This window comes from Sinorhizobium garamanticum, assembly GCF_029892065.1.
Lineage (GTDB): Bacteria > Pseudomonadota > Alphaproteobacteria > Rhizobiales > Rhizobiaceae > Sinorhizobium > Sinorhizobium garamanticum.
Genome location: NZ_CP120373.1, coordinates 1,378,407 through 1,403,365, shown reverse-complemented (window position 1 = coordinate 1,403,365; position 24,959 = coordinate 1,378,407). Strand labels below are relative to the sequence as shown.

Annotated in this window: 14 protein-coding genes; 5 read left to right on the top strand and 9 right to left on the bottom strand. The window is 64.0% G+C overall.

Annotation, left to right across the window (positions count from 1 at the left end; translation table 11 throughout):
• Positions 1–274: 274 nt before the first annotated feature.
• Together ndvB and PZN02_RS06525 are read right to left on the bottom strand one after the other, a co-directional pair.
• On the bottom strand, positions 275–8,884 hold the full coding sequence (gene ndvB, locus PZN02_RS06530) for a cyclic beta-(1,2)-glucan synthase (protein WP_280660788.1): 8,610 nt from the start codon (positions 8,882–8,884) through the stop codon (positions 275–277).
• Between the two features lie 359 nt (positions 8,885–9,243).
• A complete protein-coding gene (locus tag PZN02_RS06525; RefSeq protein ID WP_280660787.1) occupies positions 9,244–10,137 on the bottom strand; it encodes a LysR family transcriptional regulator in 894 nt (297 codons plus the stop codon).
• A 113-nt stretch (positions 10,138–10,250) separates the two neighbouring features.
• Here PZN02_RS06525 and hglS point away from each other — a divergent pair, with 113 nt between their 5' ends.
• From hglS to PZN02_RS06505, 4 genes are all read left to right on the top strand, one after another.
• Positions 10,251–11,651 carry a 2-oxoadipate dioxygenase/decarboxylase HglS gene (gene hglS, locus PZN02_RS06520; RefSeq protein WP_280660786.1) on the top strand — a complete coding sequence of 467 codons (1,401 nt, stop codon included), beginning with the start codon at positions 10,251–10,253 and terminating at the stop codon, positions 11,649–11,651.
• Between the two features lie 10 nt (positions 11,652–11,661).
• Positions 11,662–13,083, top strand: coding sequence for an FAD-binding oxidoreductase (locus PZN02_RS06515; RefSeq protein WP_280660785.1), 1,422 nt, complete (start codon positions 11,662–11,664; stop codon positions 13,081–13,083).
• Positions 13,084–13,169: 86 nt separating this feature from the next.
• On the top strand, positions 13,170–14,702 hold the full coding sequence (gene amaB / locus PZN02_RS06510) for an L-piperidine-6-carboxylate dehydrogenase (RefSeq protein WP_280660784.1): 1,533 nt from the start codon (positions 13,170–13,172) through the stop codon (positions 14,700–14,702).
• A 26-nt stretch (positions 14,703–14,728) separates the two neighbouring features.
• Positions 14,729–15,961, top strand: a complete 1,233-nt coding sequence (locus PZN02_RS06505) for a pyridoxal phosphate-dependent aminotransferase (protein ID WP_280660783.1) — start codon at positions 14,729–14,731, stop codon at positions 15,959–15,961.
• A gap of 135 nt (positions 15,962–16,096) precedes the next feature.
• Here PZN02_RS06505 and PZN02_RS06500 read toward each other — a convergent pair whose 3' ends face one another.
• The gene (locus PZN02_RS06500; protein ID WP_280660782.1) at positions 16,097–16,645 is read right to left on the bottom strand and encodes a cupin domain-containing protein; all 549 of its coding nucleotides are present in this window, start codon (positions 16,643–16,645) and stop codon (positions 16,097–16,099) included.
• A 145-nt stretch (positions 16,646–16,790) separates the two neighbouring features.
• Between PZN02_RS06500 and aptA the strand changes: the two genes are divergently transcribed.
• Entirely contained in the window at positions 16,791–18,128 is a 1,338-nt protein-coding gene (gene aptA, locus PZN02_RS06495) for an omega-aminotransferase AptA (RefSeq protein ID WP_280660781.1), read from the top strand.
• Positions 18,129–18,217: 89 nt separating this feature from the next.
• Here the strand turns inward: aptA and PZN02_RS06490 are convergent, their stop codons facing one another.
• The 6 genes from PZN02_RS06490 to PZN02_RS06465 form a co-directional block, all read right to left on the bottom strand.
• On the bottom strand, positions 18,218–19,489 hold the full coding sequence (locus tag PZN02_RS06490; protein WP_280660780.1) for a glycerate kinase type-2 family protein: 1,272 nt from the start codon (positions 19,487–19,489) through the stop codon (positions 18,218–18,220).
• A 4-nt stretch (positions 19,490–19,493) separates the two neighbouring features.
• The gene (locus PZN02_RS06485) at positions 19,494–19,811 is read right to left on the bottom strand and encodes a Dabb family protein (RefSeq protein ID WP_280660779.1); all 318 of its coding nucleotides are present in this window, start codon (positions 19,809–19,811) and stop codon (positions 19,494–19,496) included.
• An 11-nt stretch (positions 19,812–19,822) separates the two neighbouring features.
• Positions 19,823–21,478 carry a GMC family oxidoreductase gene (locus PZN02_RS06480; RefSeq protein ID WP_280660778.1) on the bottom strand — a complete coding sequence of 552 codons (1,656 nt, stop codon included), beginning with the start codon at positions 21,476–21,478 and terminating at the stop codon, positions 19,823–19,825.
• A gap of 86 nt (positions 21,479–21,564) precedes the next feature.
• Positions 21,565–22,338, bottom strand: coding sequence for a 3-ketoacyl-ACP reductase (locus PZN02_RS06475; RefSeq protein WP_280660777.1), 774 nt, complete (start codon positions 22,336–22,338; stop codon positions 21,565–21,567).
• A complete protein-coding gene (locus PZN02_RS06470) occupies positions 22,335–23,843 on the bottom strand; it encodes a GMC oxidoreductase (RefSeq protein ID WP_280660776.1) in 1,509 nt (502 codons plus the stop codon). The genes PZN02_RS06475 and PZN02_RS06470 overlap by 4 nt, the downstream gene beginning before the upstream one ends.
• Positions 23,844–23,845: 2 nt before the next feature.
• The gene (locus PZN02_RS06465) at positions 23,846–24,958 is read right to left on the bottom strand and encodes an ABC transporter ATP-binding protein (protein WP_280660775.1); all 1,113 of its coding nucleotides are present in this window, start codon (positions 24,956–24,958) and stop codon (positions 23,846–23,848) included.
• Position 24,959 lies beyond the last annotated feature (1 nt).

Below are 24,959 nucleotides of genomic sequence, written 5' to 3'. Positions count from 1 at the left end.
TGTTGAAAACAGGATGCCGAAAACGCGCTCTGGCGACCTCCGAGAGGCTTTCGGCACCGTCGATGAAGCGCGATCCTGAACACTGCATGTTTCCTTAGATCGTAGCCGATTTAAGGATGTGAACATGCAGCAATTCGAAGTGCTACAGCGTCCTTTGCGCGTCTGATAAGACGCGCGCCGCTGTAGGGGTCGCGGCTGAAACTGAGCGGCAAAAGAAAACCGGCCTTGCCCGTCTGGTACAAAGCCGGTTTCCTCCCATGCTCAATTCCGGCGGTTACAGCAAAATCCCTTCATGAGCGTTTTTTGTGACACTATTATTTACGCTGACGATCGGTTCACCAGTTTTTGAATCGCGGCCCACAGAAATCTGGTGTGTGGTGCCGTTCACCCGGACCTCGGCGGAATAGCCTGCCCAGTCCGCCGGAAGCACGGGCCGAATCACCAGCTTCTTACCCTTTAGGCGGATGCCGAGTATGCCCTCGACGCCCGCGCGGTAGAGCCAGCCGGCCGAGCCGGTGTACCAGGTCCAGCCGCCACGCCCCGCGAGTTCGCCCTCGCCATAGACATCGGCGGCGACGACATACGGCTCGACCCTGTAATGCTCGGCATCGTCGCGGCTGAGCGCATGCGATATGGGGTTGAGCATCTGGAACGTCCGCCACGCCTCTTCCGCCCGCCCCTGAGCGGCAAAGGCGAGCACGACCCAGGTGGCCGCATGCGTATACTGGCCGCCGTTTTCGCGCACGCCCGGCGGGTAGGCCTTGATGTAGCCCGGGTCCTGCTGCGTCTTTTCGAGCGGCGGCGTGAACAGTCGCACGATCCGTTTTTCCGGATCGACGAGTTCCGCCATCACCGCGTCCATTGCGTGCCTGGAGCGTTCCGCCTCGCCTTCACCGGAGAGCGCACTCCACGACTGGGCGATGGAATCGATCCGGCACTCGACGTTCTCGGCGGATCCGAGCGGCGTGCCGTCGTCGTAGTAGCCGCGGCGATAGTAATCGCCGTCCCAACCTGCACCGTCGAGCGCTTCCTTCAGCATCTCGAGATGCGACTCCCAAAGCTTGGCGCGCGGCTCATCCTTCCGCTTGCGAGCATAGGGCAGGAAGGCACGCAACGCACCGGCCAGGAACCAGCCGAGCCAGATGCTCGTGCCCTCCCCGGCAATACCGACCCGGTTCATGCCGTCGTTCCAGTCGCCGCCGAGAATGAGCGGCAGACCGTTCGCCCCGGTCCGCTTGATCGCGAGATCGAGTGCGCGGGCGCAATGCTCGTAGATATCGGCCGTCTCGTCCGCGCTCTCGGGCTTGAAGAAGCTGTCGTGCTGCCCCTCTTCGAGGGCGGGCCCGACAATGAACGGCACCTTCTCGCCGAGGATGTCCGTGGTGCCGGTAACGGCGCAATAATGCGCGACCGCGTGGGCGAGCCAGACGACATCGTCGGAAATCATGGTGCGGACGCCGGCACCGGTACCGGGCAGCCACCAGTGCTGCACGTCGCCCTCGACGAACTGCCGCGCGGCCGCGTTGAGGATCTGCTCCCGCGCGAGCTCCGGCCGATGAACGAGGAAGGCAAGCGTATCTTGCAACTGGTCGCGGAAGCCGTAGGCGCCGCTTGCCTGGTAGAAGGCCGAGCGCGCCATGATGCGGCAGCCCAGGCTCTGGTAGGGCAGCCAATGGTTGACCATGTGGTTGAAGGATCTGTCGGGCGTTTCAACCTTCACGACGCCGGTGAATTCGCTCCAGAATGCTTTCGCCGCCTTGAGCGTCGTGTCGAAGGCGGTTCCCCGCAATTCGGTAAGAATCGACTGCACCTGTTCGCCACTGTCAGCGTCGCCGAGGAAGAAGGTGATCTGCCGCTCGGCACCCGGTTCGATGACGAGATCGGACGAAAGGGCCGCGCAGGCGTCGCCGTCCGTCTCCGTGAAACCGGTCAATGCAGCACCCGCGATGACCGCTTGCGGCGCCAGAATTCCGCCGGCCTGGCCGAGGAACTCCCGCCGGCTCGCCGTATAGGAGGCGACCTGCGCGTCGATCGCGAGGAACGCCGAACGCCCGGCATAGTCGAGGCTGTACGGATTGGTCGCGACAAGCGCCTGGACATCGTCCTGCCATTCGGGCAGGACGAACGGAGCCATCCGGCCACGATTGTTGCCGAGGACCCATTCGGCATAGCCGTAGATCCGCACCTGCCGCGCCGAGGCACTGCGGTTGCGGATCGAGAGCCGCACCAATCTTGCCGGCAAGGTCCTGTGTACGGTGTGAACCGCCTCGATTTCGAGTTCGTCCTGGGTGCTCGCAAAGCTCGAATAGCCGAGCCCGTGCCGGGCTTCGAACACGACCGACTTGCGCCGCGAAAGCGCGGCATAAGGCGTCAGGACCGAGCCGCTCGCCATGTCGCGGACAAAGATCGCCTCGCCCGGCCGGTTGGTCACCGCATCGTTGGTCCACGGCGTCAGCTGGTAGTCGCGCGAATTGCGGCTCCAGGAAAACGCCGAGCCCTCGGCGGAAACGTGGAAGCCGAAGTGCTCGTTGGAAATGACGTTGATCCACGGATGCGGTGTCGCTTCGCCGCCGCGCAGCCGCACGACATATTCACGCCCTTCATCCGCGAAGCCGCCAAAGCCGTTCCAGAACTCCAGGCCGTCGCCACTGATTTCGGCTGCAGGACGCTCGCCCGCCTCCTGGATCACCGGCAGCAGCATCTGGGTGCTCTCGGTGGTTTTCGCGGCAGGCTTCGAATAAAGCGCCGTGGCGCGGGCGATCTGGTCGGAGATCGTGCCGTTGCGGGCATGGAAGACGGCGCGGGAGGCCGATAGCAGCGTCGACCAGGTCTCAGGCTCCATCAGATCGCGGCGCACGGCGAAAATGTGCTGCCGCGGACCGTCGGAAAGGCCGCGCAGCCGCAGGTTTTCGCACATTGAATCGAGCGTGTGCTGCAGATCCTGGGCATAGGAGGACGCCCGCTCGTTGATGACGACGAGATCCGCGGTGATGCCACGCGCCCTCAGATATTCCTGCGCACGCAGCGCCTCGCGCGCGATGCCGAGATCGCCGTCGTCGTTGATCCTCAGGCAGAAGATCGGAAAATCGCCGGAGATCGCCAGCGGCCACAGCGCCGCCTGCGAGGCCAGTCCCGACTTGACCGTCGCCGTATCGGCACGAAGTTGCATGTCCGGATAGACAAGGTAGCGGCCAAGCATCTGGAAGCTTGCCGCCTCCTGCGACGTCACCCCGACATGGCGCATCTGCACCTGGCTGCGCGTCCAGGCATGGATCAGTTCATGATTGAAGGTTTCCGGGTGCCGGTAGCGATCGATCGCCCGGTCGACCGCCTCGCGGTTCGGCGCGGCGATCGTCCAGAAGATGACGCTCACCTTCTTGCCTGCCGGAACGCGCACGACGCGACGAAGCGACATGATCGGATCGAGCGTGAAGCCTCCCGTTCCCGAAAGGGTAACGCCGGGATCGAAAGCCGCCGCCTCCGCGAGCGTGCGGCCCTGCCCCAGGAAGCGCCGACGGTCGGTTTCCACTTGGGTGTGGCGGTCGCTGCCAGCATTGTCGGTAATGAGATGCGCAACTTCCATGTCCGGATCGCCCGGGCCGCGCTTGTTGCGCGAGACACGGATGACATCGCCTTGCCGGCTGATCTCGGTGCGCACGAACATCTTGGAGAAGGCGAGATGCGCGCTGTCGGCATCGTCCGTCGCCAGCACCGGCTCCGCATAGGACGTGACTTCGATGAAGCGGTCCTCCGTGCCGGTGTTGAGCAGGATTACCCGGCGGCCTTCCGCATCGTGCTCGGTCGCGACGATGCATTCGACTTCGCTTGTGAGATCACCGACGGTCTTGACGAATTCCGCCTTGTCGTCGCCGAAACGGGTCATGGTCTTTTCGCCTGCCGCCCGGCGCGGTTCGGCCGTGGCGGACCACCAGTCGCCGGTGACGGTGTCGCGCAGGAAGATGAACGTACCCGTCCTGTCTTCGACCGGATCCGGCTTCCACCTCGTGACCGACTGGCCGTTCCAGCGCGCATAGCCGGCGCCGGTCGCGGTCAGCATGATCGAATAATGCCCGTTCGACAGGAACACCGTTTCGCGGTCCTGCGTCAGCGGATCCTCGATGACGCGGACTTCCGGTCTGAGGAGATCGGCCTGGCCCTTGCCGAGTGATTCCGGCTCGCGCCGGGCATTCATCACCGGAATATCGCGCGGTGCCTTCTCCTGCAGCAGCAGTTCGGCCGCCTCGATCACCGGATCGGCATGGAACCACTCGCGCAGTCGCCCATTGAACACCACGTTCGCGACCGCCGCGACCGACATGCCGTGATGGTGGGCATAGTAGTTGCGCACCACCGCGCATTTCTGCCCTTCGGGAACACGCGTCGGCGTGAAATCGACGGCGTCATGGAAGCCGTAGGCGCCGAGAGCACCAACCTCCCTGAGCCGCGCCAGATTGGCGAGGGCAGACTTCGGATCGTACATGCAGGCGAGGATCGACGCGTAGGGCGCGATCACCGCATTCTGGCCGAGGCCGCGCTTCAGGCCGAGCGTGGGCACGCCGAAGTTGGTGTACTGATAGGTCAGCTCATGGTCGCGCGCGTTGAAGGCGGCTTCCGAAATGCCCCACGGGGTCCCGAGGCGCCGGCCGTGATTGACCTGCTCCTGCACCACCAGATTGTTCGTCTGGTTCAGAATGCCGCCCTGCCGCTCCTGCATGACCAGCGGCGGCATCAGATATTCGAACATCGAACCGGACCAGGAGACGAGCGCGCCGCGCGCGCCGACCGGTACGATCGGGCGCCCGAGCTTGTACCAGTGCTCCGTCGGCAGATCGCCCTTGGCGATCGCAAAAAGGCTCGTCAACCGTGCTTCGGAGGCAAGCAGATCGTAGCAAGCCTCGTCGAGCTCGTTGGCGTTGACGCGGTAGCCGATGGAAAGCAACCGCCGCTCCGGCCGGAACAGGAAGCCGAAATCCATCGAGAAGGCGATATCGCGTGCGCGCTCCTTGAGCACCATGAGACGCTTGCGCAGTGCCTCGATCGCGCCGAGGTCGAAGACGCCGTCGGCGATATGCGCCTCGCAGGTGGAAACGAGCGAACCCGCCCATTTCTCCACCTCGGCGCTCTGGGCAGTGCGTACCTCGTGATCGAGGTTGGCGGCAAGCTTGTGCATGTCGCGCGCAAGCACTGCCAGGTTGATCACGCGGATCGATGCGAATTCATGCTCGCGCTTGACCGCGGCAAGCGCATTCTGGAAGCCTGTGATGCGCTCCTCGATCAGGCGGCGCAGCGGCCGCACGGTCTTGCGATCATCGGGCAGTTCGTTCAGCACCTCCGAGAGGATGGCGGCGACATCGCCGATGCCGTCGAGACTGCCCTGGACATGGGCGGAGGGCGCCTCGGCCCATTCGCGGCACATCGACGAAACCGCGATCAGGTGGCCGGCGAGGTTGCCGCTGTCGACCGACGAGACATAGCGCGGCTCCATCGTTTCGAGCGATCGCGTCCGGTACCAGTTGAAGAGATGGCCGCGGTATTTGGGCATACGGTCGATCGTCGCGATCGTCTGCTCCAGCCGCGTGATCGTGTCTTCGAAACCGATCCAGCCGAAATCGCGCGCGGACATCACCGAGAGGAGATAGACGCCGATATTGGTGGGCGACGTACGCTCCGCCAGCACCGGCTGCGGCGTTTCTTGGAAATTGTCCGGCGGCAGGTAGTTCTGCTCGGCGGTCACGAAAGTTTCGAAGTAGCGCCAGGTGCGCCGGGCGATCTTGCGCATCTCGCCGATCGCTTCATCCGACACGACCAGCTGGTCCTCGGTCTCGGCAGACTGGCTGACAAACCACGCAACCAGGGGCGAAGCTGCCCAAATGAGCGCGAAGGGGATGCCGATGAAGGGCAGTCCGGTATCGGACACCGCGGCAAGCGCCAATGAAATGACCGACAGGGCCGGCGCCGTCCACATCGCGCCGAAATAATCGCCGATCGAGCCGTGGCCGGCGCTCTGAACCTGCGCCGCGGTCCGCCACTCGAGCATCAGCTTGCGGCTGACGAAGGTGCGGTAGATTGAACGAACGATCGCATCCGCCATCATTGCGGCATTGTGGGCGATGAAGACGATGCGGAGCGCCACCTGGGCGTTGGCGGCGCGGATATCCGAGAGCACCGTATGCAGATGCGCCCGCGCGACGATGTCGTTGCGCCGCGGCATGATCCCGTTGATCAGCGAGAGCGTCGGTGCGACGAACAGGCTGAAGATCAGCACGATCTGCCAGATGAGCGCCTCGGTCGGCTCCATGTAGTACCAGCCCATGACCGAGGCGACGAGCCAGGCGACCGGGATGAGCGACCGGCGCAGGTTGTCGTACATCTTCCAGCGACCGAGCATAGACAGGCCGTTCGAGGGATTGAAGATATAGGGCAGCAGCTGCCAGTCACCACGCGCCCAGCGATGCTGGCGCGACATTTCCACCTCGTAGCGGGTCGGGAAGTCCTCGACGAGCTCGACATCGGTGACGAGCGCGCAACGCGCATAGGACCCTTCGAGCAGGTCATGGCTGAGCACGGCATTCTCTTCGATCCGGCTCTTCAGCGCCGCCTCGAAGGCATCGACATGATAGAGGCCCTTGCCGGTGAAGCTGCCTTCGCCGACGATGTCCTGATAGACGTCGGAGACCGTGAAGACATAGGGATCGATGCCGCGGTGGATCGAGAAGATGCGCTGGAAGGCGGAAGCCTCGCTGCCCGTGGTGAGCGACGGCGTCACGCGCGGCTGCAGCAGGCTGTAGCCGGTAAGCACTTCCTGCTTCTTGTTCACGACCGGCCGGTTGATCGGATGGTAGAGCTTGCCGACCAGCTTCGTCACCGCGTCGCGCATCAGGCGGGTGTCGGAATCGAGCGTCATCACGTACTGGACGCCGTCCGGAACCGTGTTGGCGCCCGGCAGGAACGAGGTGTCGCGGTCGCCGCGGAGCAGAAGGTTAAGCTCGTGGAGCTTGCCGCGCTTGCGCTCCCATCCCATCCAGACGCCCTCGGCCTCGTTGAAGAGCCGGCGGCGATGCAGCAAGAAGAAGCGCGTCTTGCCGTCATAGGCGTAGCGCGCCGAGAGCTCGGCGATTTCGCGCTTCGCATATTCGAGAACGTCCATGTCGGTGGGCGTTTCCTCGAACTTGCTGTCAGCCCAGTCGCTGAGCAGGGCGAAATAGATTTCGCCGCGCGGGTTGGCGAGATAGTGGACTTCCAGATTGCGCACCAGCTCGTCGACATGGTCGCGCTTGGCGATCAGGCAGGGGACGACGACAAGCGTGCGGGCATCCGCCGGGATACCGTCGAGGAACTCGTAGCCGACGAGCCGCGACGGTCTGACGACGAGCGTGACCAGCGTGTTGAACAGCCCCATCGCGCCTTCCGAGGCCGGCAGCGCGAAAAGCAGCAGCATGATCAGCTTGGCGCCGTTTGGAATTTCCATCGGGCTGACGAAGGCGTAGACGGCGACCATCGCGAGAATGGTCAGGAGAATGTTCGGTCCGGCGATCGCGAACCAGCCCAGCTTGCGGCCGAAGCGGATGATGTGCTGGAGCGGAGACGGCGAATAGCCGATCCTCTTCTCCAGCTCCTTGTACTGCATGCCGACCAGGAAGGAGCCGACATTCGGCTCCTGCAACGGCGCTTCGACAGCCGCGGCCGCCCTTGCTTCCTCGACCATCTCGATGGCGATCTGGGTGACTTCATGCTCGCTGTGACCGGAGCGGCGCGCCAGTTTCTCGATCGTGTCGCGGTACTTGTTGCGCGAGCCGAAATCGAGCGAGGCATAGTCGGAGCCTTCGCGAAGCGTCGCGTCGATCTTGCTGACGCTTTCGAACCAGACGGCCCAATCCGTATCGTCGATTTCGCGTAGGCTGCGGACGATGTTGCTCATCGTCGCGTTGCCGGACCCCAGGCGGTTCTGCTCGGCGACCAGCGCCTCCTCGACGTCTGTGCCGCGCCTTTCGAGCCGTTCCTCGATCCAGCCAATCACCGCGCCCGACGTCTGGGAGCCGTCGCGCATGCGATAGAGAAGTTGTGCGATGAACGTGTTGTCGGCGGAGAGCGACTCCGATTCCGCGAGCAGCGTCCGGCACCTTTCGGGATCGTTCAGGCGCACGATCTGGTCGGCGATCTCGTTCGCTTTCTGCCGCATGCCGCGCGAGCGCTCGACCCGGATGGCGATCCGGCGCAGGTTTTCGATCAGCACGAAACGCAGAATCGAGGGCAACGCCCACAACTCGCCGATCTTGAAGGTTTCATGCTGCTGGAAACCCTCGACCATCGCGGTGACGTTTTCCCGCGAAACCATGCTGTGGGTGTGGGCGACATAGAGCCAGGCCAGCGCCATCGTGCGCGGGATGACGACACCCGATACCGAAAGCGTCGGCAACTGGCGATAGAACCTGCGCGGAAAATCGCGCCGGACTTCCTGGATCGCCTCCTCGACGACATGGTGATTGTCGAGCAGCCACTCGGCCGCGGGCGTGATCGAGGCGCCGGCTTCGACGTCGGCCGCCGTCGCGCGATAGACACGGAGGATTTCCTTCTCGTTTTCGCGATGCCGCGCGCGGAAATCGAACGAAAAGAAACCGGGCAGCGACGAAGCGCCCTTCAGGGCGAGATTCTCACCGCATTGCCGAAGGTCGTCGATCGAGAAATAGGTCGAGCGAATCGAATCGTTATAATCGATTTGTTTCGCTTCGGGGTCGCGCGGTGAATGGGACGGCTTGTTCTGAAGGAGCATGGCTGCGGTTTCTGATTCCAACCGGGGTTGATCGGCCCGGCTTTCGTTGTTCGGCCAGGCCGATTGCGGCCCTGATGGTCCAAGCGGCGTCGGAGCGTTTCTAGACACGTTCATGTGTCCTCCCATCCGCCTTCATCCTCCCGAAGGCGGGAAGGCGCCGGAAGCGGCCGCCGCCTGGGACTTGGGCATCGGAGATCGCAAAGCCGACGGCGCGTTGGATTTCACGGCCGCGTGATGCATGAAAATGGCATTTTTTAGCCACAGTGTCAGCAGCTTGCAAGGATTGCGAGCGCAGGTTCAGACGAATTGGGCAAGCCCGGAACTGGAGAAAGCGGACCACCGCGCGCACTCCCGCCGGTTCGATGAACGTTCCTGTCAAGTCAGCCCCTTCCTGGTCGTGTTGCGGCATGGCGGCACGAAACGCGAAGCCGCCGAAAAAGGTCCCGCTTCAGGCGGTCCGCGTCGGGTCGAACTCAACCAACCTGTTCGACAATCCATTCCCTGAAGGCGAGGCTGATCGGGTTTTCACGTTTGCCCTCCGGAATGGCGAGATAATAGCTGTTTTCGGTCTGCATCGGTCGATCGAGAACGATCCGCAGCGTGCCTGCTGCGAGTTCTTGCTCGATCAGATAGCGAGGCAAAAGGGCAAAACCGAGACCTGCGGTTGCCGCTTCGATCACCATCGAGAACTGGTCGAACCGGTTGCCGCGGTAGGCGCCGTGTCCGTCCACCCCGTTTGTCTCGAACCAATGTGCCCACAGCTTGGGGCGCGTGGCGAGGTGGAGGAGTGGGCCGCCACCGATATCCTCCGGCGCCTCGACCGGATTGGCCGTGAGGAGTGATGGACTGGCAGCCGGAACGATGACTTCGCTGCAGAGGTAGCTGCAGGTTGCGCGCGCCCAGACCGGCTGGCCGTAGTGGATCGCCAGGTCGAAATTCTGCTCGTCGAAATCGAACGGCGCCGAGCGCGAGGCAATATTGATAACGGTGCCTGGATGACGCTTCAGGAAATCGGGCAGGCGCGGCACCAGCCAGCGGCTGCCGAAGGTCGGCAGCGATGCGATGGAGAGCGTCGAGTCGGCGCGCGCCGACGCCATAGCACGCACCATCAATTCCTCGGTCTGATTGAGCAGCCGCCGGACTTCCGGCAAAAACTTCTGCCCGGCGTCGGAAAGGATGACACGCTGACGCACGCGTTCGAAGAGCAAGACGCCGAGCTGGGTTTCGAGGTCCTTGATCTGTCGGCTGACGGCGCTTTGCGTGAGGTTGAGCTCGGCCGCGGCCTGAGTGAAGCTGCCGTGGCGCGCGGCGCATTCGAAGGCCTGCAGCGTCGTCACGTCAGGAACCAGTCGTCGGCTTAACTTCATTCCAGCCTCGCATCAACATAGTCAGAAGCAGCGCGATCCAACGCTGCTTCGTTCGGATATGATCAGAAATAAGAATGACCTTGTCCGTCACCCTTAGCGCGAGGCGAGCCACAGTGAAAGAAAATAGTTTCGTATCCGCCGACGAGATCCGCTCGGCTTTCTCCGCCGCCATGTCGGTCATGTACCGCGAAGAGGTGCCGGCCTATGGCACGCTCATGAAACTGGTGGCGAAGGTCAACACCGAAACGCTGGCGGCGGACACGATGTTGAGGGACCGCCTGGAAGCGACCGACTCGCTCGACCGCATCTCGGAGGAGCGCCACGGGGCGATCCGCCTTGGCACGCCGGCCGAACTCTCGATGATGCGCCGGGTCTTCGCCGTCATGGGCATGTATCCGGTCGGCTATTACGACCTTTCGACCGCCGGCGTGCCGGTCCATTCGACCGCTTTCCGGCCGGTCGGCGATGCCGCATTGAAGCGCAATCCCTTCCGCGTCTTCACCTCGCTGCTGAGGCTCGAGCTCATCGCCGACGAGGCCCTGCGCGCCGAGGCGGAAGCGATTCTGCGCGAGCGCCGGATCTTCACGGCAGGCGCGATCGAGCTCACCGAGAAGGCCGAGCGCGACGGCGGGCTCGACAAGGCCGATGCCGAACGTTTCGTCGCCGAGGTGCTCGAAACCTTCCGCTGGCACGACAAGGCCAACGTCAGCGGCGATATGTACAAGCGCCTGCACGACGCGCACCGGCTGATCGCCGACGTCGTCTCCTTCAAGGGGCCGCACATCAACCATCTGACGCCGCGCACGCTCGACATCGACAAGGTCCAGGCGCTGATGCCCGAATGCGGCATTGCCCCGAAGGCCGTGGTCGAAGGCCCGCCGACGCGCAAATGCGCGATCCTCCTTCGCCAGACGTCCTTCAAGGCTTTGGAAGAACCTGTCTCCTTCCGCGACGGCGAGGGCGCATGGAAGACCGGCTCGCACACCGCCCGCTTCGGCGAGATCGAACAGCGCGGCATCGCGCTGACGCCGAAGGGACGCAGCCTCTACGACCGGCTGCTCGACGGATCGCGCAAGATCGTGCGGCCTGCCGCCGACGGCTCCAACGCGAAGCAATACGAAGCAGCGCTTGCCCAGGCCTTCGGGGCCTTCCCCGACAGTTGGGCGGAAATCCGTGAGGCGGGACTCGGCTATTTCAGCTATTCTCTGACGAACAAGGGCCGGCAGACGAAGCTCGCCGGACGCCGCGACATCGACACGCTGATCGCCGACGGCCTCGTTGCGTTCGATCCGATCGTCTACGAGGACTTCCTTCCGGTCAGTGCCGCCGGTATCTTCCAGTCGAACCTCGGCGACGGCGCCCAGCAGGAGTTCGTTGCAAGTCCGAACCAGAAGCGCTTCGAGGCCGATCTGGGTGTCGCCGTCCTCAATGAGTTCGATCACTATGCCGGTATCGAACAGGCATCGATCGAAAGCTGCCTTCAGGCGCTCTCAGCGGCGATGGCAGCGGAATGATACGCCGACGATGATTGACGAGCACCATATCGAAGCGTTGACGAAGATCCTTGGCGACAAGGGCGTCGTCGCGCGTCCGGAAGACATGCAAGCCTATGAGACCGGCGCGCGCTATGACCAGGGCCGTGCTGCTGCCGTGCTGCGCCCGTCTACAACGGCGGAGGTCTCGGCCGCGGTCGCCTATTGCGTCCGCAACGGACTCGCGCTCATCCCGCAATCCGGCAATACCGGTCTCGTCTCGGGCTCGACGCCGGACGGCTCGGGCAAGGAAATCCTCCTCAGCCTCGACCGGCTGACCCGGCAGTTTGCGCTCGATACTGACAATCGCTCTGTGCGCGTCGATGCCGGCGTTCGGCTCTCCGAGCTCAACCGGCGGCTGGAGGAGCACGACCTGTTCTTCCCGATCGACCTCGGCGCCGATCCGAGGCTCGGCGGCATGGTCGCCACCAACACCGGCGGCTCGCGCTTTCTGAAATACGGCGACGTGCGCCGCAACACGCTGGGTTTGAAGGTGGTGCTCGCCGACGAGGACGGCACCGTTCTCGACCTCGCTTGCGACCTGCGCAAGAACAATACCGGCGTCGACTGGAAACAGATCTTCATCGGCACCTCCGGCGCCTTCGGCATCGTCACCGAATGCGTGCTCAATCTCGAGCGGGTGCCGAAACAGACGGCGACGGCTTTCCTGGTCCCGGCAAGCGGCGCCCATGTGCTGCCGCTGCTGAACGCCATGGAAGAGCGGCTTGGCGCCTACCTTTCGGCTTTCGAAGGCATGTCGAAGAACGCGATCGCCGCCACCTTCGCTCATGTGCCGTCGCTGAAGAATCCCTTCCAGGGCGGCAATGTCCCAGACTACGTGATCCTCGCCGAAATCTCCCGGACTTGGGCGCCGCGCGAGGGCGAGCAGTCGCTCGACGCCGTTCTCGAAAGCGTGCTCGCCGAAATCTGGGAATCGGAAGAGGCGCCGCTCGCCGACGCCTTCGTCGGTCCGCCGCACGAGATCTGGGCGCTTCGCCACGCGCTTCCCGAAGGCGTGAAGCATCTCGGCAAGTTGATCGCCTTCGATCTTTCCTTCCGCAGAGGTGATATCATGGCCTTCTGCGACCATATGAAGGCCGAGATGCCGGAGAAGTTCCCGGACGTCACCGTTTGCGATTTCGGCCATGTCGGCGACGGTGGCGTGCATTTCAACCTTGTCGTGGCAAAGGATAGCCCGCTGTTGACCGACGCCACCTTCGAACAGCGGTTGCGCGATTGGGTCTTCGCGGTGGCCGTCGAGCAATATCGCGGCAGCTTCAGCGCCGAGCATGCGATCGGCCGGCGCAACCAGGGCTACTACGATTTCTACACGCCGGAGAAACTGAAAGAGATGGCCGGCGGCCTGAAGACACTTACATCGCCGGGAAAGCTCGGCAGCGTGCGTTTTGGTTGAGCCCGCGGGATGAGGAAAAGTGTGAAGCGGTTTTCCGCCCGCATCCCGCGCAACCAATAAATGAGACAAAACGGGAGTCAGTTGAGATGAACATTGCAACCAAGAAAGTCGACGTCGCGAAGGAGGCCGCCGCCCTCCTCGACAAGATGGGCGTCGCCCGCGAACTCTATGTCGGCGGCGAAATGCCGTCCTACAGCCCGGTCACCGGCGAACAGATCGCCAGCCTCAAGACCGTCTCGGCCGCCGAAGCCGCGGCCCGGATCGAACGGGCCAACGAAGCTTTCCGCGCCTGGCGTCTCGTTCCGGCGCCGAAGCGCGGCGAGCTCGTCCGCCTGCTCGGCGAGGAACTGCGCGCCTTCAAGGCCGACCTCGGCCGTCTGGTCTCGCTCGAAGCCGGCAAGATCCCGTCGGAAGGCCTCGGCGAAGTGCAGGAGATGATCGACATCTGCGATTTCGCCGTCGGCCTCTCCCGCCAGCTTTATGGTCTTACCATCGCCACCGAACGCCCGGGCCACCGCATGATGGAAACCTGGCATCCGCTCGGAGTCGTCGGCATCATCTCCGCCTTCAACTTCCCGGTCGCCGTCTGGTCCTGGAACGCAGCGCTTGCGCTCGTCTGCGGCAACGCCGTCGTCTGGAAGCCGTCGGAAAAGACGCCGCTCACCGCGCTTGCATCGCAGGCGATCCTTGCACGCGCCCTCGCCCGCTTCGGCGATGCGCCCGAAGGCCTGTCGCAGGTGCTGATCGGCGACCGCGCGATCGGCGAAGTGCTCGTCGATCACCCAAAGGTCCCGCTCGTTTCGGCGACCGGCTCGACCCGCATGGGCCGTGAAGTCGGCCCGCGTCTTGCGAAGCGCTTTGCCCGCGCCATCCTCGAACTCGGCGGCAACAATGCCGGCATCGTCTGCCCGTCGGCCGATCTCGACATGGCGCTCCGCGCCATCGCCTTCGGCGCCATGGGCACCGCCGGCCAGCGCTGCACGACGCTGCGCCGCCTCTTTGTGCATGAAAGCGTCTACGATCAGCTCGTTCCGCGCCTGAAGAAGGCCTACCAGTCGGTTTCGGTCGGCAACCCGCTGGAAACGACTGCTCTCGTCGGTCCGCTCGTCGACAAGGCCGCCTTCGACAACATGCAGAAAGCGATCGCCGAGGCCAAGGCACAGGGCGGCGCGGTCACCGGCGGCGAGCGCGTCGAACTCGGCTACGAGAATGGCTACTACGTCAAGCCGGCCCTCGTCGAAATGCCGAAGCAGGACGGTCCGGTTCTCGAAGAGACCTTCGCGCCGATCCTCTATGTCATGAAGTACAGCGACTTCGACGCTGCGCTTGCGGACCACAATGCGGTCGCTGCCGGCCTTTCATCGTCGATCTTTACCCGCGACATGCAGGAATCCGAACGCTTCCTGGCCGCCGACGGCTCGGACTGCGGCATCGCCAACGTCAACATCGGCACGTCAGGCGCCGAAATCGGCGGCGCCTTCGGCGGCGAGAAGGAGACCGGCGGCGGCCGTGAATCGGGCTCCGACGCTTGGAAGGCCTATATGCGCCGGGCAACCAACACGATCAACTATTCGAAGGCTCTGCCGCTGGCGCAGGGCGTCTCGTTCGACATCGAATGATTGGCGACATCGAATAGGGATCGGCCATGACCATCAATGCAACGGTGAAGGAGGCGGGCTTTCTGCCCGCCTCGCGGATCGCCTCGATCGGCGTTTCCGAAATTCTGAAGATCGGCGCCCGCGCCAATGCCATGAAGCGCGAAGGCAAGCCCGTGATCATCCTCGGCGCCGGCGAGCCGGACTTCGACACGCCAGACCACGTCAAGCAGGCGGCCTGGGACGCGATCCAGCGCGGCGAGACGAAATATACCGCGCTCGACGGCACGCCGGAATTGAAGAAGGCGATCCGCGAGAAGTTCCAGCGCGAGAACGGTCTCGCCTATGAATTGGACGAGATCACGGTTGGGACCGGCGCCAAGCAGATCCTCTTCAACGCCATGATGGCGTCGATCAATCCCGGCGACGAAGTGATCATCCCGACGCCCTACTGGACCTCCTATTCGGACATCGTCCAGATCTGCGAAGGCAAGCCGGTCTTGATCGCATGCGATGCATCGTCGGGTTTCCGCCTCACCGCCGACAAACTCGAAGCGGCGATCACGCCGAAGACGCGCTGGGTGCTCTTGAACTCGCCCTCCAACCCGTCGGGCACCGCCTACAGCGCTAGCGACTACCGGCCGCTGCTCGAGGTGCTTCTCAAGCATCCGCATGTCTGGCTGCTCGTTGACGACATGTACGAGCATATTGTCTATGACGGCTTCCGCTTCGTTACACCGGCCCAGCTCGAGCCTCGGCTGAAAGAACGGACGCTGACGGTCAACGGCGTGTCGAAGGCCTATGCCATGACCGGCTGGCGGATCGGTTATGCCGGCGGCCCGCGCGCGCTCATCAAGGCGATGGCCGTCGTGCAGAGCCAGGCGACCTCCTGCCCGTCCTCGGTCAGCCAGGCGGCCTCCGTCGCGGCGCTCAACGGCCCGCAAGATTTCCTCAAAGAGCGTACCGCGAGCTTTGAGCACCGCCGCGACCTCGTCGTCAGCGGGCTGAACGCCATCGACGGTCTGGATTGCCGCGTCCCGGAAGGGGCCTTCTACACCTTCTCCGGCTGCGCCGGCATGCTCGGCAAGGTGACGCCATCGGGCAAGACGATCAAAACCGATACGGACTTCTGCGCCTATCTGCTTGACGACGCCCATGTCGCCGTCGTTCCGGGCTCCGCTTTCGGCCTTTCACCCTTCTTCCGCATCTCCTATGCGACCTCGGAAGCGGAGCTAAAGGAAGCGCTCACCCGCATCGCCACCGCCTGCGCGCGGCTGTCGTGATGGCGTAGGCTGGCCCTCACCTAACCTCAAATTGCCCCCACCCTAACCCTCTCCCCGCACGCGGGGAGAGGGGACTTCGACGGGGAGAAGGTGGCCGGCAGGCCGGATGAGGGGCGTTCCCACGCTCGTCCCCCATCAAAACGTCGGCGGCGTACAGGCGCTGATCACCTCGCATGGCACCGGCCCGACGCACCGAAAACGGTGCGGCCGGCGGCTTTCGAAATAGTACGCATCCCCCGGCCCGAGGATGCGCCGCTCGTCGTCGACGGTCACCTCCAGCCGCCCGGAAAGCACGATCCCGCCCTCCTCGCCTTCATGCACCAGCGGCACCTTGCCTGTGTCCGACCCCGGCTGATAGCACTCCTTGAGGATCTGCAGGCTGCGGCCGAAGAGATTGTCGCCGATCTGGCGATAGGAGATTGGCCCCTTGCCGATCTCCACCAGCTCCTCCGCCGCATAAAATGCCTTGCGCGGCTTTTCCGGCTCGAAGGAGAAGAACTCGGCGAGCCCGATCGGAATGCCGTCGAGAATGCGCTTCAGGGCGCCGACCGACGGGTTCGAGGCATTCGATTCGATCAGCGAGATGGTGGAGTTCGTCACCCCCGCCCGCTTCGCAAGTTCGCGCTGGGAGAGCTTGTGCATCAGCCGCACATGGCGGAGGCGGTTGCCGATATCGACAGTCATCGCAGATCCCGTGTTGATGTTGTTCGGAATATCGAAATTCTAGCAGGAAACCTCTATAAAATACAGTGGCTTAGCTGAGCGAAGAAAAGGACTTGTTCGGAAAATCAAATCATGGCGTCAATCCCACACCCGATAGGAGGATGCCATGGACGCCCACAACAAGCCCAACGCCCCGGTACTCGACAGCTACTGGATGCCTTTTACCGCCAACCGCCAATTCAAGGCCGCGCCCCGCCTGCTCGCCTCGGCCGAGGGCATGCACTATATCAGCGTCGACGGCCGGACGATCCTCGACGGCACCGCCGGCCTCTGGTGCGTCAATGCCGGCCATGGCCGCCGGCAGATTGCCGCTGCGGTCGAGCGGCAGCTTTCGACGATGGACTTTGCCCCCTCCTTCCAGATGGGCCACCCGATCGCCTTCGACTTCGCCGAGCGGCTGGCCGAGATCGCGCCCGGACCGGCTGGCGCCAAACTCGACCGGGTATTCTTCACCGGCTCGGGTTCGGAATCCGTCGACACGGCGCTGAAGATCGCGCTCGCCTATCAGAGGTCGATCGGCCAGGGCACGCGCACGCGGCTGATCGGCCGCGAGCGTGGCTATCATGGTGTCGGCTTCGGCGGCATTTCGGTCGGCGGCATCGTCAACAACCGCCGCGTTTTCCCGCAGCTCCCGGGCTCAGACCATCTGCGCCATACGCATGACCCGGCGAAAAACGCCTTCGTCAAGGGCCAGCCCGAGCATGGCGCGGAACTTGCCGACGATCTCGAAAGGCTTGTGGCACTGCACGGCGCGGAAACGATCGCCGCCTGCATCGTCGAGCCGGTTGCCGGCTCGACCGGCGTGCTGATCCCGCCGAAGGGCTATCTCGAGCGGCTGCGCGCCATCTGCGACAAGCACGGCATCCTCCTGATCTTCGACGAAGTGATCACCGGCTTCGGCCGCCTCGGCGCCACCTTCGCGACCGACTATTTCGGTGTCACCCCGGATCTCGTCACCACCGCCAAAGGCCTCACCAACGGCGCCATCCCGATGGGCGCGGTGTTTGCGAGCCGCAAGTTGCACGACGCGCTGATGCACGGCCCGGAAGGCCAGATCGAGCTTTTCCACGGCTACACCTATTCCGGCCACCCGGCCGCCTGCGCCGCCGGCATCGCCACGCTCGACATCTATCGCGACGAAGGCCTGATGACCCGCGCTGGCGATCTGCAGGAGGACTGGCACGAGGCGATGCATTCGCTGAATGGCCTGCCGCATGTCATCGACATCCGCACGATCGGCCTCATCGCCGGCATCGAACTCAAATCACGTGACAGCGCACCGGGCGCCCGCGCCTACGACGTCTTCGTCGATTGTTTCGAGAGGGGCCTCTTGATCCGCGTCACCGGCGACATCATCGCCTTCTCGCCACCGCTGATCGTCGAAAAAGAGCATATCGGCGAGATCGTCTCGACCCTCGCCGATGCACTGAAGCGAGTGAAGTAGCGGGCCGCTGTGGTGGATCAACCCCTCCCACCTGTGGGGAGGGGCATCAACGAGCACCCTTCCCATGTCGCCCCATGCCCTGAAGCGACTCAGCGCATCAATATCGCCCGAAAATCATTGACATTCGTCCCGGTCGGGCCGGGCACGAAGAGGTCACCGCTCGCCGCAAAAGCCGACCAGGCATCGTGGCGGGCGAGATGGGCGCGCGGATCGACACCTGCCGCGCGCATGCGGGCGACACTCGCTCCGTCGGCAAAGGCACCGGCATTGTCTTCCGAGCCGTCGATGCCGTCCGTATCGGCGGCAAGCGCATCGATGCCGGGAACGCCATCGATGTCGAGCGCCAGCGACAAGAGGAACTCGCTGTTGCGTCCGCCCTTGCCGTAGTTGTTTCCGGAAATCGTCACGGTCGTCTCGCCGCCGGAGAGCAGTACGACAGGCTTTTCGAAGGGTCGATTTCGCAACGCCACCTCACGGGCGAGCGCCGCATGCATGCGGCCGATGTCGCGCGCCTCGCCTTCGATCGCGTCCGACAGGATTGCGGCCTCGACGCCGATTTCCCGCGCCCGAGCAGCCGCAGCCTCCAATGAAACACTCGCCGAGGCGATCACGTGGACCTCGTTGCCGGCAAAGGCAGGGTCGTCGGGACCCGGAGCGCGCGCAGCATCCGATGCGAGATGCGCCATCACGCGCTCGGGCAAGCTCATGCCATAGCGCGCGACGATCTCCCGCGCCTCCTCAAGGCTCGACCAATCCGGCACTGTCGGGCCAGAGGCAACGAAGGCGGGATTGTCACCCGGCACATCCGAGACGACGAGGCTGACGACGCGGGCGGGAGACGCGGCAAGCGCCAGCCGGCCGCCCTTGATGCGCGACACATGTTTTCTGACGACATTCATCGCCGAGATCGGCGCGCCGGAGGCAAGCAGTGCCTTGTTGACGGCGATCTCGTCCGCGAGCGTCAGGCCAGCGGGCGGCGCCGGTAGCAGCGCCGAGCCGCCACCGGAGACGAGCGCGATCACCAGATCGTCCGCCGTCAAGCCTTCGACCAGCTTGAGGAGCGCGGACGAGGCGACGAGCCCGGCCTCATCAGGCACCGGATGGGCCGATTGCAGCACCTTAATCCGCTCGCACCTTTCGACCGGCCCGTGGCGGGCGACCACGGCGCCTTCGAATGGGCCGTCCCAGAGCCGTTCGAAGGCGGCCGCCATCTGGCTGGCGGCCTTGCCGGCGCCGACGACGATCGTGCGCCCCTTCGGCCTCTCGGGCAGGTGGGCACGGATGGCGGCGTAAGGATCGGCCGCCACTACGGCAGCCTCGAAGAGGGAGATCAGGAAGGAGCGTGGCTCGATCGATGCCATGGAATCAGTCCGGGATTTCGAGGTCGTAGACGAAGACACCTTGGACGCCACCTTGCGCCGCCGCAACGATTTTTGCGCCGGTCTTTTGATGTTCTGCGTCGTCGAGATAGGCGTCGCGCGCCGCCGCATCGGCGAAATCGACGATGAAGCCTTCGGCGTAGCCCTTGTCCATTGCGATCTCCGGGCTGACATTTGCGCCGATATGCGCAACGAGGAACCCCGGGAGGCGGTCCTTCAGCGCCGCAATCTCGGCGAAAATCGCCGCCTTCTCGGCATTCGTCACGTCCGGACGGAATCGGATGAAAACGCAGTGTCGGATCATCGCCACCCCCTTCAGCGAACCTCGGCGCGGGCGCGCGGGCGCGTGTCGTTGCGCTCGTGCTGGAAGATCGCGGGCGGTAGCGCCGGCAGGCCGCGGATGATGTCAGCCCCCTTCTCGCCCACCATGATCGTCGGTCCGTTGGTGTTGCAGGACGGCACGCGCGGCATCACCGAACTGTCGCAGACCCGCAAGCCGTCGAGCCCACGCACCTTGAGCTCCAGATCGACCACAGCCATCTGATCCGTGCCCATCTTGCAGGTGCCGACGGGATGATGATCGGTCTTGGCGTTGGCGCAGCCATATTCGAAGAGCTGCTCTTCCGTCCGGATATCGTTACCCGGCAAACGTTCAGCGAGCACATAGGGCTTGAGCGCCGGCTGCTGCATGATTTCGCGCGCGATCCGCAGGCCTTCGAGCGACATCTTGCGATCGTGCGGATCCTCCCAGTAGTTCGGGTCGATGAGCGGAGCGGCGGCCGGATCGGAAGAGGAAAGCCGGACAGTGCCGCGCGAGCGGGGATGCAGATAGGCGGAGTTCAGCGTCACCCCGGCATTCTTGAGGCGCGCGACGCCGGCCTCGATGCCGGAGCCGAGACCGAGATGGAACTGGATGTCCGGCGAGCGTGCATGCGGATCGGCATACCAGAAGCCGCCGGTCTCGAAGAGCGACGAGGCGACCGGGCCGCTGCGGAAGAGCACGTATTGCAGGCCCGCCCAGAGCGTGCGGTGCAGCTTGGCGACGTTGTCATAGGTGTGATCGCCGGTGCATTCCGATATGACGAAGAGATCGAGGTGGTCCTGAAGATTGCCGCCGACGCCCGGGAGATCGTGGCGAACCTCGACGCCGACCGCGCGCAGGTGGTCGGCCGGGCCGATACCCGATTGCAGCAGAAGCTTCGGCGATCCGATCGCGCCCGAAGAGATGAGCACCTCGCGGTCCGCGCGGATTGTCTCGCTCCCCTTGGCCGTCACCACCTCGACGCCGACCGCTCGGCTGCCTTCGAGCACGATGCGGGCGACGCGGGCGCCGGTGCGCACCGTCAGGTTCCGCCGGTCCTTGATCGGCGAGAGATAGGCAAGCGAGGCGGAAGAGCGGCGGCGGTTGCGCTGCGTCAGCTGATAGAAGCCGACGCCCGCCTGTTGCTTGCCGTTGAAGTCGTGATTGTAGGGAATGCCAAGCTCCTGGCCGGCGCGGATATAGGCGTCGCAGATTGGCAGCGCCGAGACCGGCATCGAAACGCCGAGCGGCCCGCCATAGGAATGATAATCGTCGGCAAAGCGCTGGTTGTCCTCGGCCCGCTTGAAATAGGGCAGCACGCTTCGATAGTCCCAGCCGGTGCAACCGTCTTCGCGCGCCCAGAGATCGTAGTCGACGGCGTTGCCGCGGGTATAGAGCTGCGCATTGATCGATGAGCCGCCGCCGATCACCTTCGCCTGGGTGTAGCGCAGAACCCTGCCCTTCATGTGCTTCTGCGGCACCGTGTGCCAGCCCCAGCTCGCAACGCCCTTGGTCATCCTGGCGAAGCCGGCCGGCATGTGGAACAGCGGATTCCAGTCACCGCCGCCAGCTTCGAGCAGAAGCACTTTGACCGTCGGATCCTCGCTCAGCCGGTTGGCAAGAACACAGCCTGCGGGGCCGGCGCCGGTGATGATGTAGTCGTATGTCATTCGCTATTTTCCTCCAGAGTTTGCGATTTGGATCGTTCCAAATCACAAACACAAAACGACTCCGATGCGCATCTCCGCCTACTCCTTCAAAGACGGCTGATCGACAGTCCCCCATCGGCCTGGATGATCGAGCCTGTGGCGAAACTGAACTGCCCGCCGGCGAGCCCGGCGACGATCTTGCCGATGTCGTCGGGCTCTCCCCACCGCCGCATCGGCACCAGCCCATCCGCAATCAACGCGTCGTATTTGCCGGAAACGGTTGCGGTCATGTCCGAACGAATAATGCCGGGTCGAACTTCGAAGACCGAGATACCGGTCTCGGCCAATCTCAGGGCCAGACCCTGGCTGAAGGCGGCAAGTCCCGCCTTGCTCATGCAATAGTCGAGCCGCTCCGGCGAGGTCATCGCCGCCGAGACCGAGGTGATGTTGACGACGGACCGCGGGCCGACCGCCTTTGTCCCGAGCATCGCCTTCAACACTGCCTGGGTGAAGAAAACCGTGCCGCGCAGGTTGATGCCGACGATCGTGTCGAAATTCTCAGGCCTCAAATCGAGGAAATCGCCGCGCACGACGGAAGCAATTCCGGCATTGTTGACGAGGCAATCGATCCTGCCGAACGCCTCGGTTACCGCGTCGACGGTTTCCTGGTGGGTGGCGAGGTCGGCAAGATCGGCCTGAAGAAAGATCGCACGGGCACCGAAACAGCCGAGTTCGGCGAGCACCGGCGCGACGCCAGCGGCATCACCGATGCCTGTAATGGCGATATCGAAACCGGCTGACGCCAGCGCCCGGGCAATGCCAAGCCCGATGCCGCGCCGGCCGCCGGTGACGATCGCGACGGGACGTGCTTTCTCCGTCATGACCGGAGATCCTCTTTAACGATGTGATCCGCGACGCGCAGCGCCTGCGCCGCAACCGTCAGCGCCGGGTTTACCGCTGCCGAGGTCGGCAGGAAGCCGGCGTCGACGACGAAAAGGTTCGGATGATCGAAGGTCCGGCAATAGACATCGAGCGGCGCCTCATTGGGGTCCTTGCCGATCCTGACGGTGCCGCACTGGTGCGACGGCGTCCGCTTGTCGAAAGCGCGCGCCAGCACGACCGGAAAGCCGGCCTTTCGCAGCACCGCCTTCAACTTGGCGACGAGATCGAGATGGGCCTGCCAGTTGGTGCGCACCCATTGAAGCACAATGCGATCGCCGTCGACCATGACTCGGCTGTCTGGCGAAGGCAGATCCTCGCTCATGGCGTAGAAGTCTATGCCGCGGGCTGAGATCTGGTTCAGCAGCCATTCCGGCACGGCCGGCATGTTCGCCTTCAGGATCGCGCCCGATACCCGGCCGAGAAGCTGGATGTTGCCGAGCGGCGGCCCGCCCCCCCCGTCCGAGAGATAGAAATCATTGAGCCCGAAAGTTTTCTGGTAGACAGAATCGTTGCGGTACCAAGGGCTGAGCGCAATCACCGCACTCGAATTGTGGTTCATGAAATTGCGGCCCACCTGGTCGGATCGGTTCGCGAGCCCTGCCGGATTGCGGTCGTCGGCCGAGCGCAACAGCAGGACAGCCGATTGAACGGCCCCAGCCGCGAGGATGACCAGCTTCGGCGACACGCTGTGCTCCGCCCCGTCCTTGATATAGTGAACGGTCTCGATCGCCTTGCCGTCGGGCGCGGTCGCAAGCCGCGTCACGCGCGAACCGGTTTGCAGCCGCACATTCGGATATTCGAGCGCCGCGGTCAGCGCCGCCGTTTCGGCGTCCATCTTGCCGTCGAAGCTGTTCGGATGCGCGTCCCACGGAGTCTCGCCCTTGGCAAGCCAGCGCTCGAGATCAACGCCGAGCGGCAGCGAATAGGGGTGGAGCCCGATCTCTGCCAGACGCTTGCGAACCTTGGCAACCGCCGGCTCGTCCGGGACGGGGCCGTAGGCGTAGTCGTTCGAGTGGGCAGGCTCGGTCGGGTCTTCGCCAAGGCGTCCGCGCACCTGATAGAGCGCTTCCGCCTTGGAATACCACGGCTCCAGCTCCTCGTAAGGAAACGGCCACGCCGGCGAAACGCCATCGAGATGCTGCATCTCCTCGAAATCCTCACGGCGGTACCGGGTCAGCACCGCGCCGTAGAATTTCGAGTTGCCTCCGACATTGTAGTAGTTGCCGGGATTGAAGCCCTTGCCGTCCGTTTCGTACCAGGTCTCTTTCGGCCGGAAATGGCCGCGCTGGAAGATCGCTCGCTGATCCCGGTTTTCCGGACGGTCCTCAATGTGAACGCCTGCCTCGAGGATCAGGATCTCGGCGCCCGACGGGGCGAGGCCCGCCGCTACGGTCGCGCCGCCGATTCCCGATCCGACGATGACGATATCCGGTTGGCTCGCCATGCTCATGCGATCCGCATCTGGCTCTCGGGATCGAAGAACACCGCCTTGTCGAGATTGAAGGCGAGCCGCGAGGTCTGGCCGGGGGCGATGCGTGCGTCGGCGCGCAGCCGGGCGACGATCTCCTTGCCGCCAAGGCGCGTCACCGCAAAGGTATCCGAGCCGGCTGGTTCCACCACTTCGATCAGGCAATCGCCTTCCGCGAGGTGCTTGGCATTGCGGTCGGCGCCATCGGGATCGGTCAGGGCTTCCGGACGAATGCCGAACACCACTTCCTTGCCGGCATAGGCGGAAAGCTTGCCGTTATGGGGCACGGCAAGCTTCAAGGGCTCGCCGTTCGGCCGCTCCAGCGTCACCGCGACGTCCGTTCCAGCGGTCTCGATCCGGGCCTTCAACAGGTTCATCGCCGGCGATCCCATGAAATCGGCAACGAACATGTTGGCGGGGTTGTTGTAGATTTCGGCCGGCGTTCCGAACTGCTGCAGCACGCCGTCACGCAGGACAGCGATCTTCGTGGCGAGCGTCATCGCCTCGATCTGGTCGTGCGTCACGTAGACGATCGTCGTCTTCATGCGGCTGTGCAGGCGCTTGATCTCGGTGCGCATGTCGACGCGGAGCTTCGCGTCGAGGTTCGACAGCGGCTCGTCGAAGAGGAAGACCTGCGGATTGCGCACCAGCGCGCGACCCATGGCGACGCGCTGGCGCTGGCCGCCGGAAAGCTGGCTCGGCTTGCGTTCGAGCAGATGGCCGATCTGCAGCATATCGGCGACCTGCTTGATCGCCTTCTGGCGCTCCTCCTTCGGTACGCCGCGGATCTCCATGCCGAAGGCGATGTTTCCGGCGACCGTCATGTTCGGGTAGAGCGCGTAAGACTGGAACACCATGGCGATGTCGCGCTTCGACGGGTGCAGTCCCGAGACGGACCGGCCGTTGATGGCGATGTCGCCCGAGGTGATCGGCTCCAGGCCCGCGATCGTGTTCAGGAGGGTCGACTTGCCGCAGCCGGACGGGCCGACGAGCACGAGAAACCCGCCCCTTTCGATCTCGATATTGATGTCCTTGAGAATCTCCAGTGAGCCGTAGGACTTGCGCAGGTTGCTGATTTTCAAGAATGACATG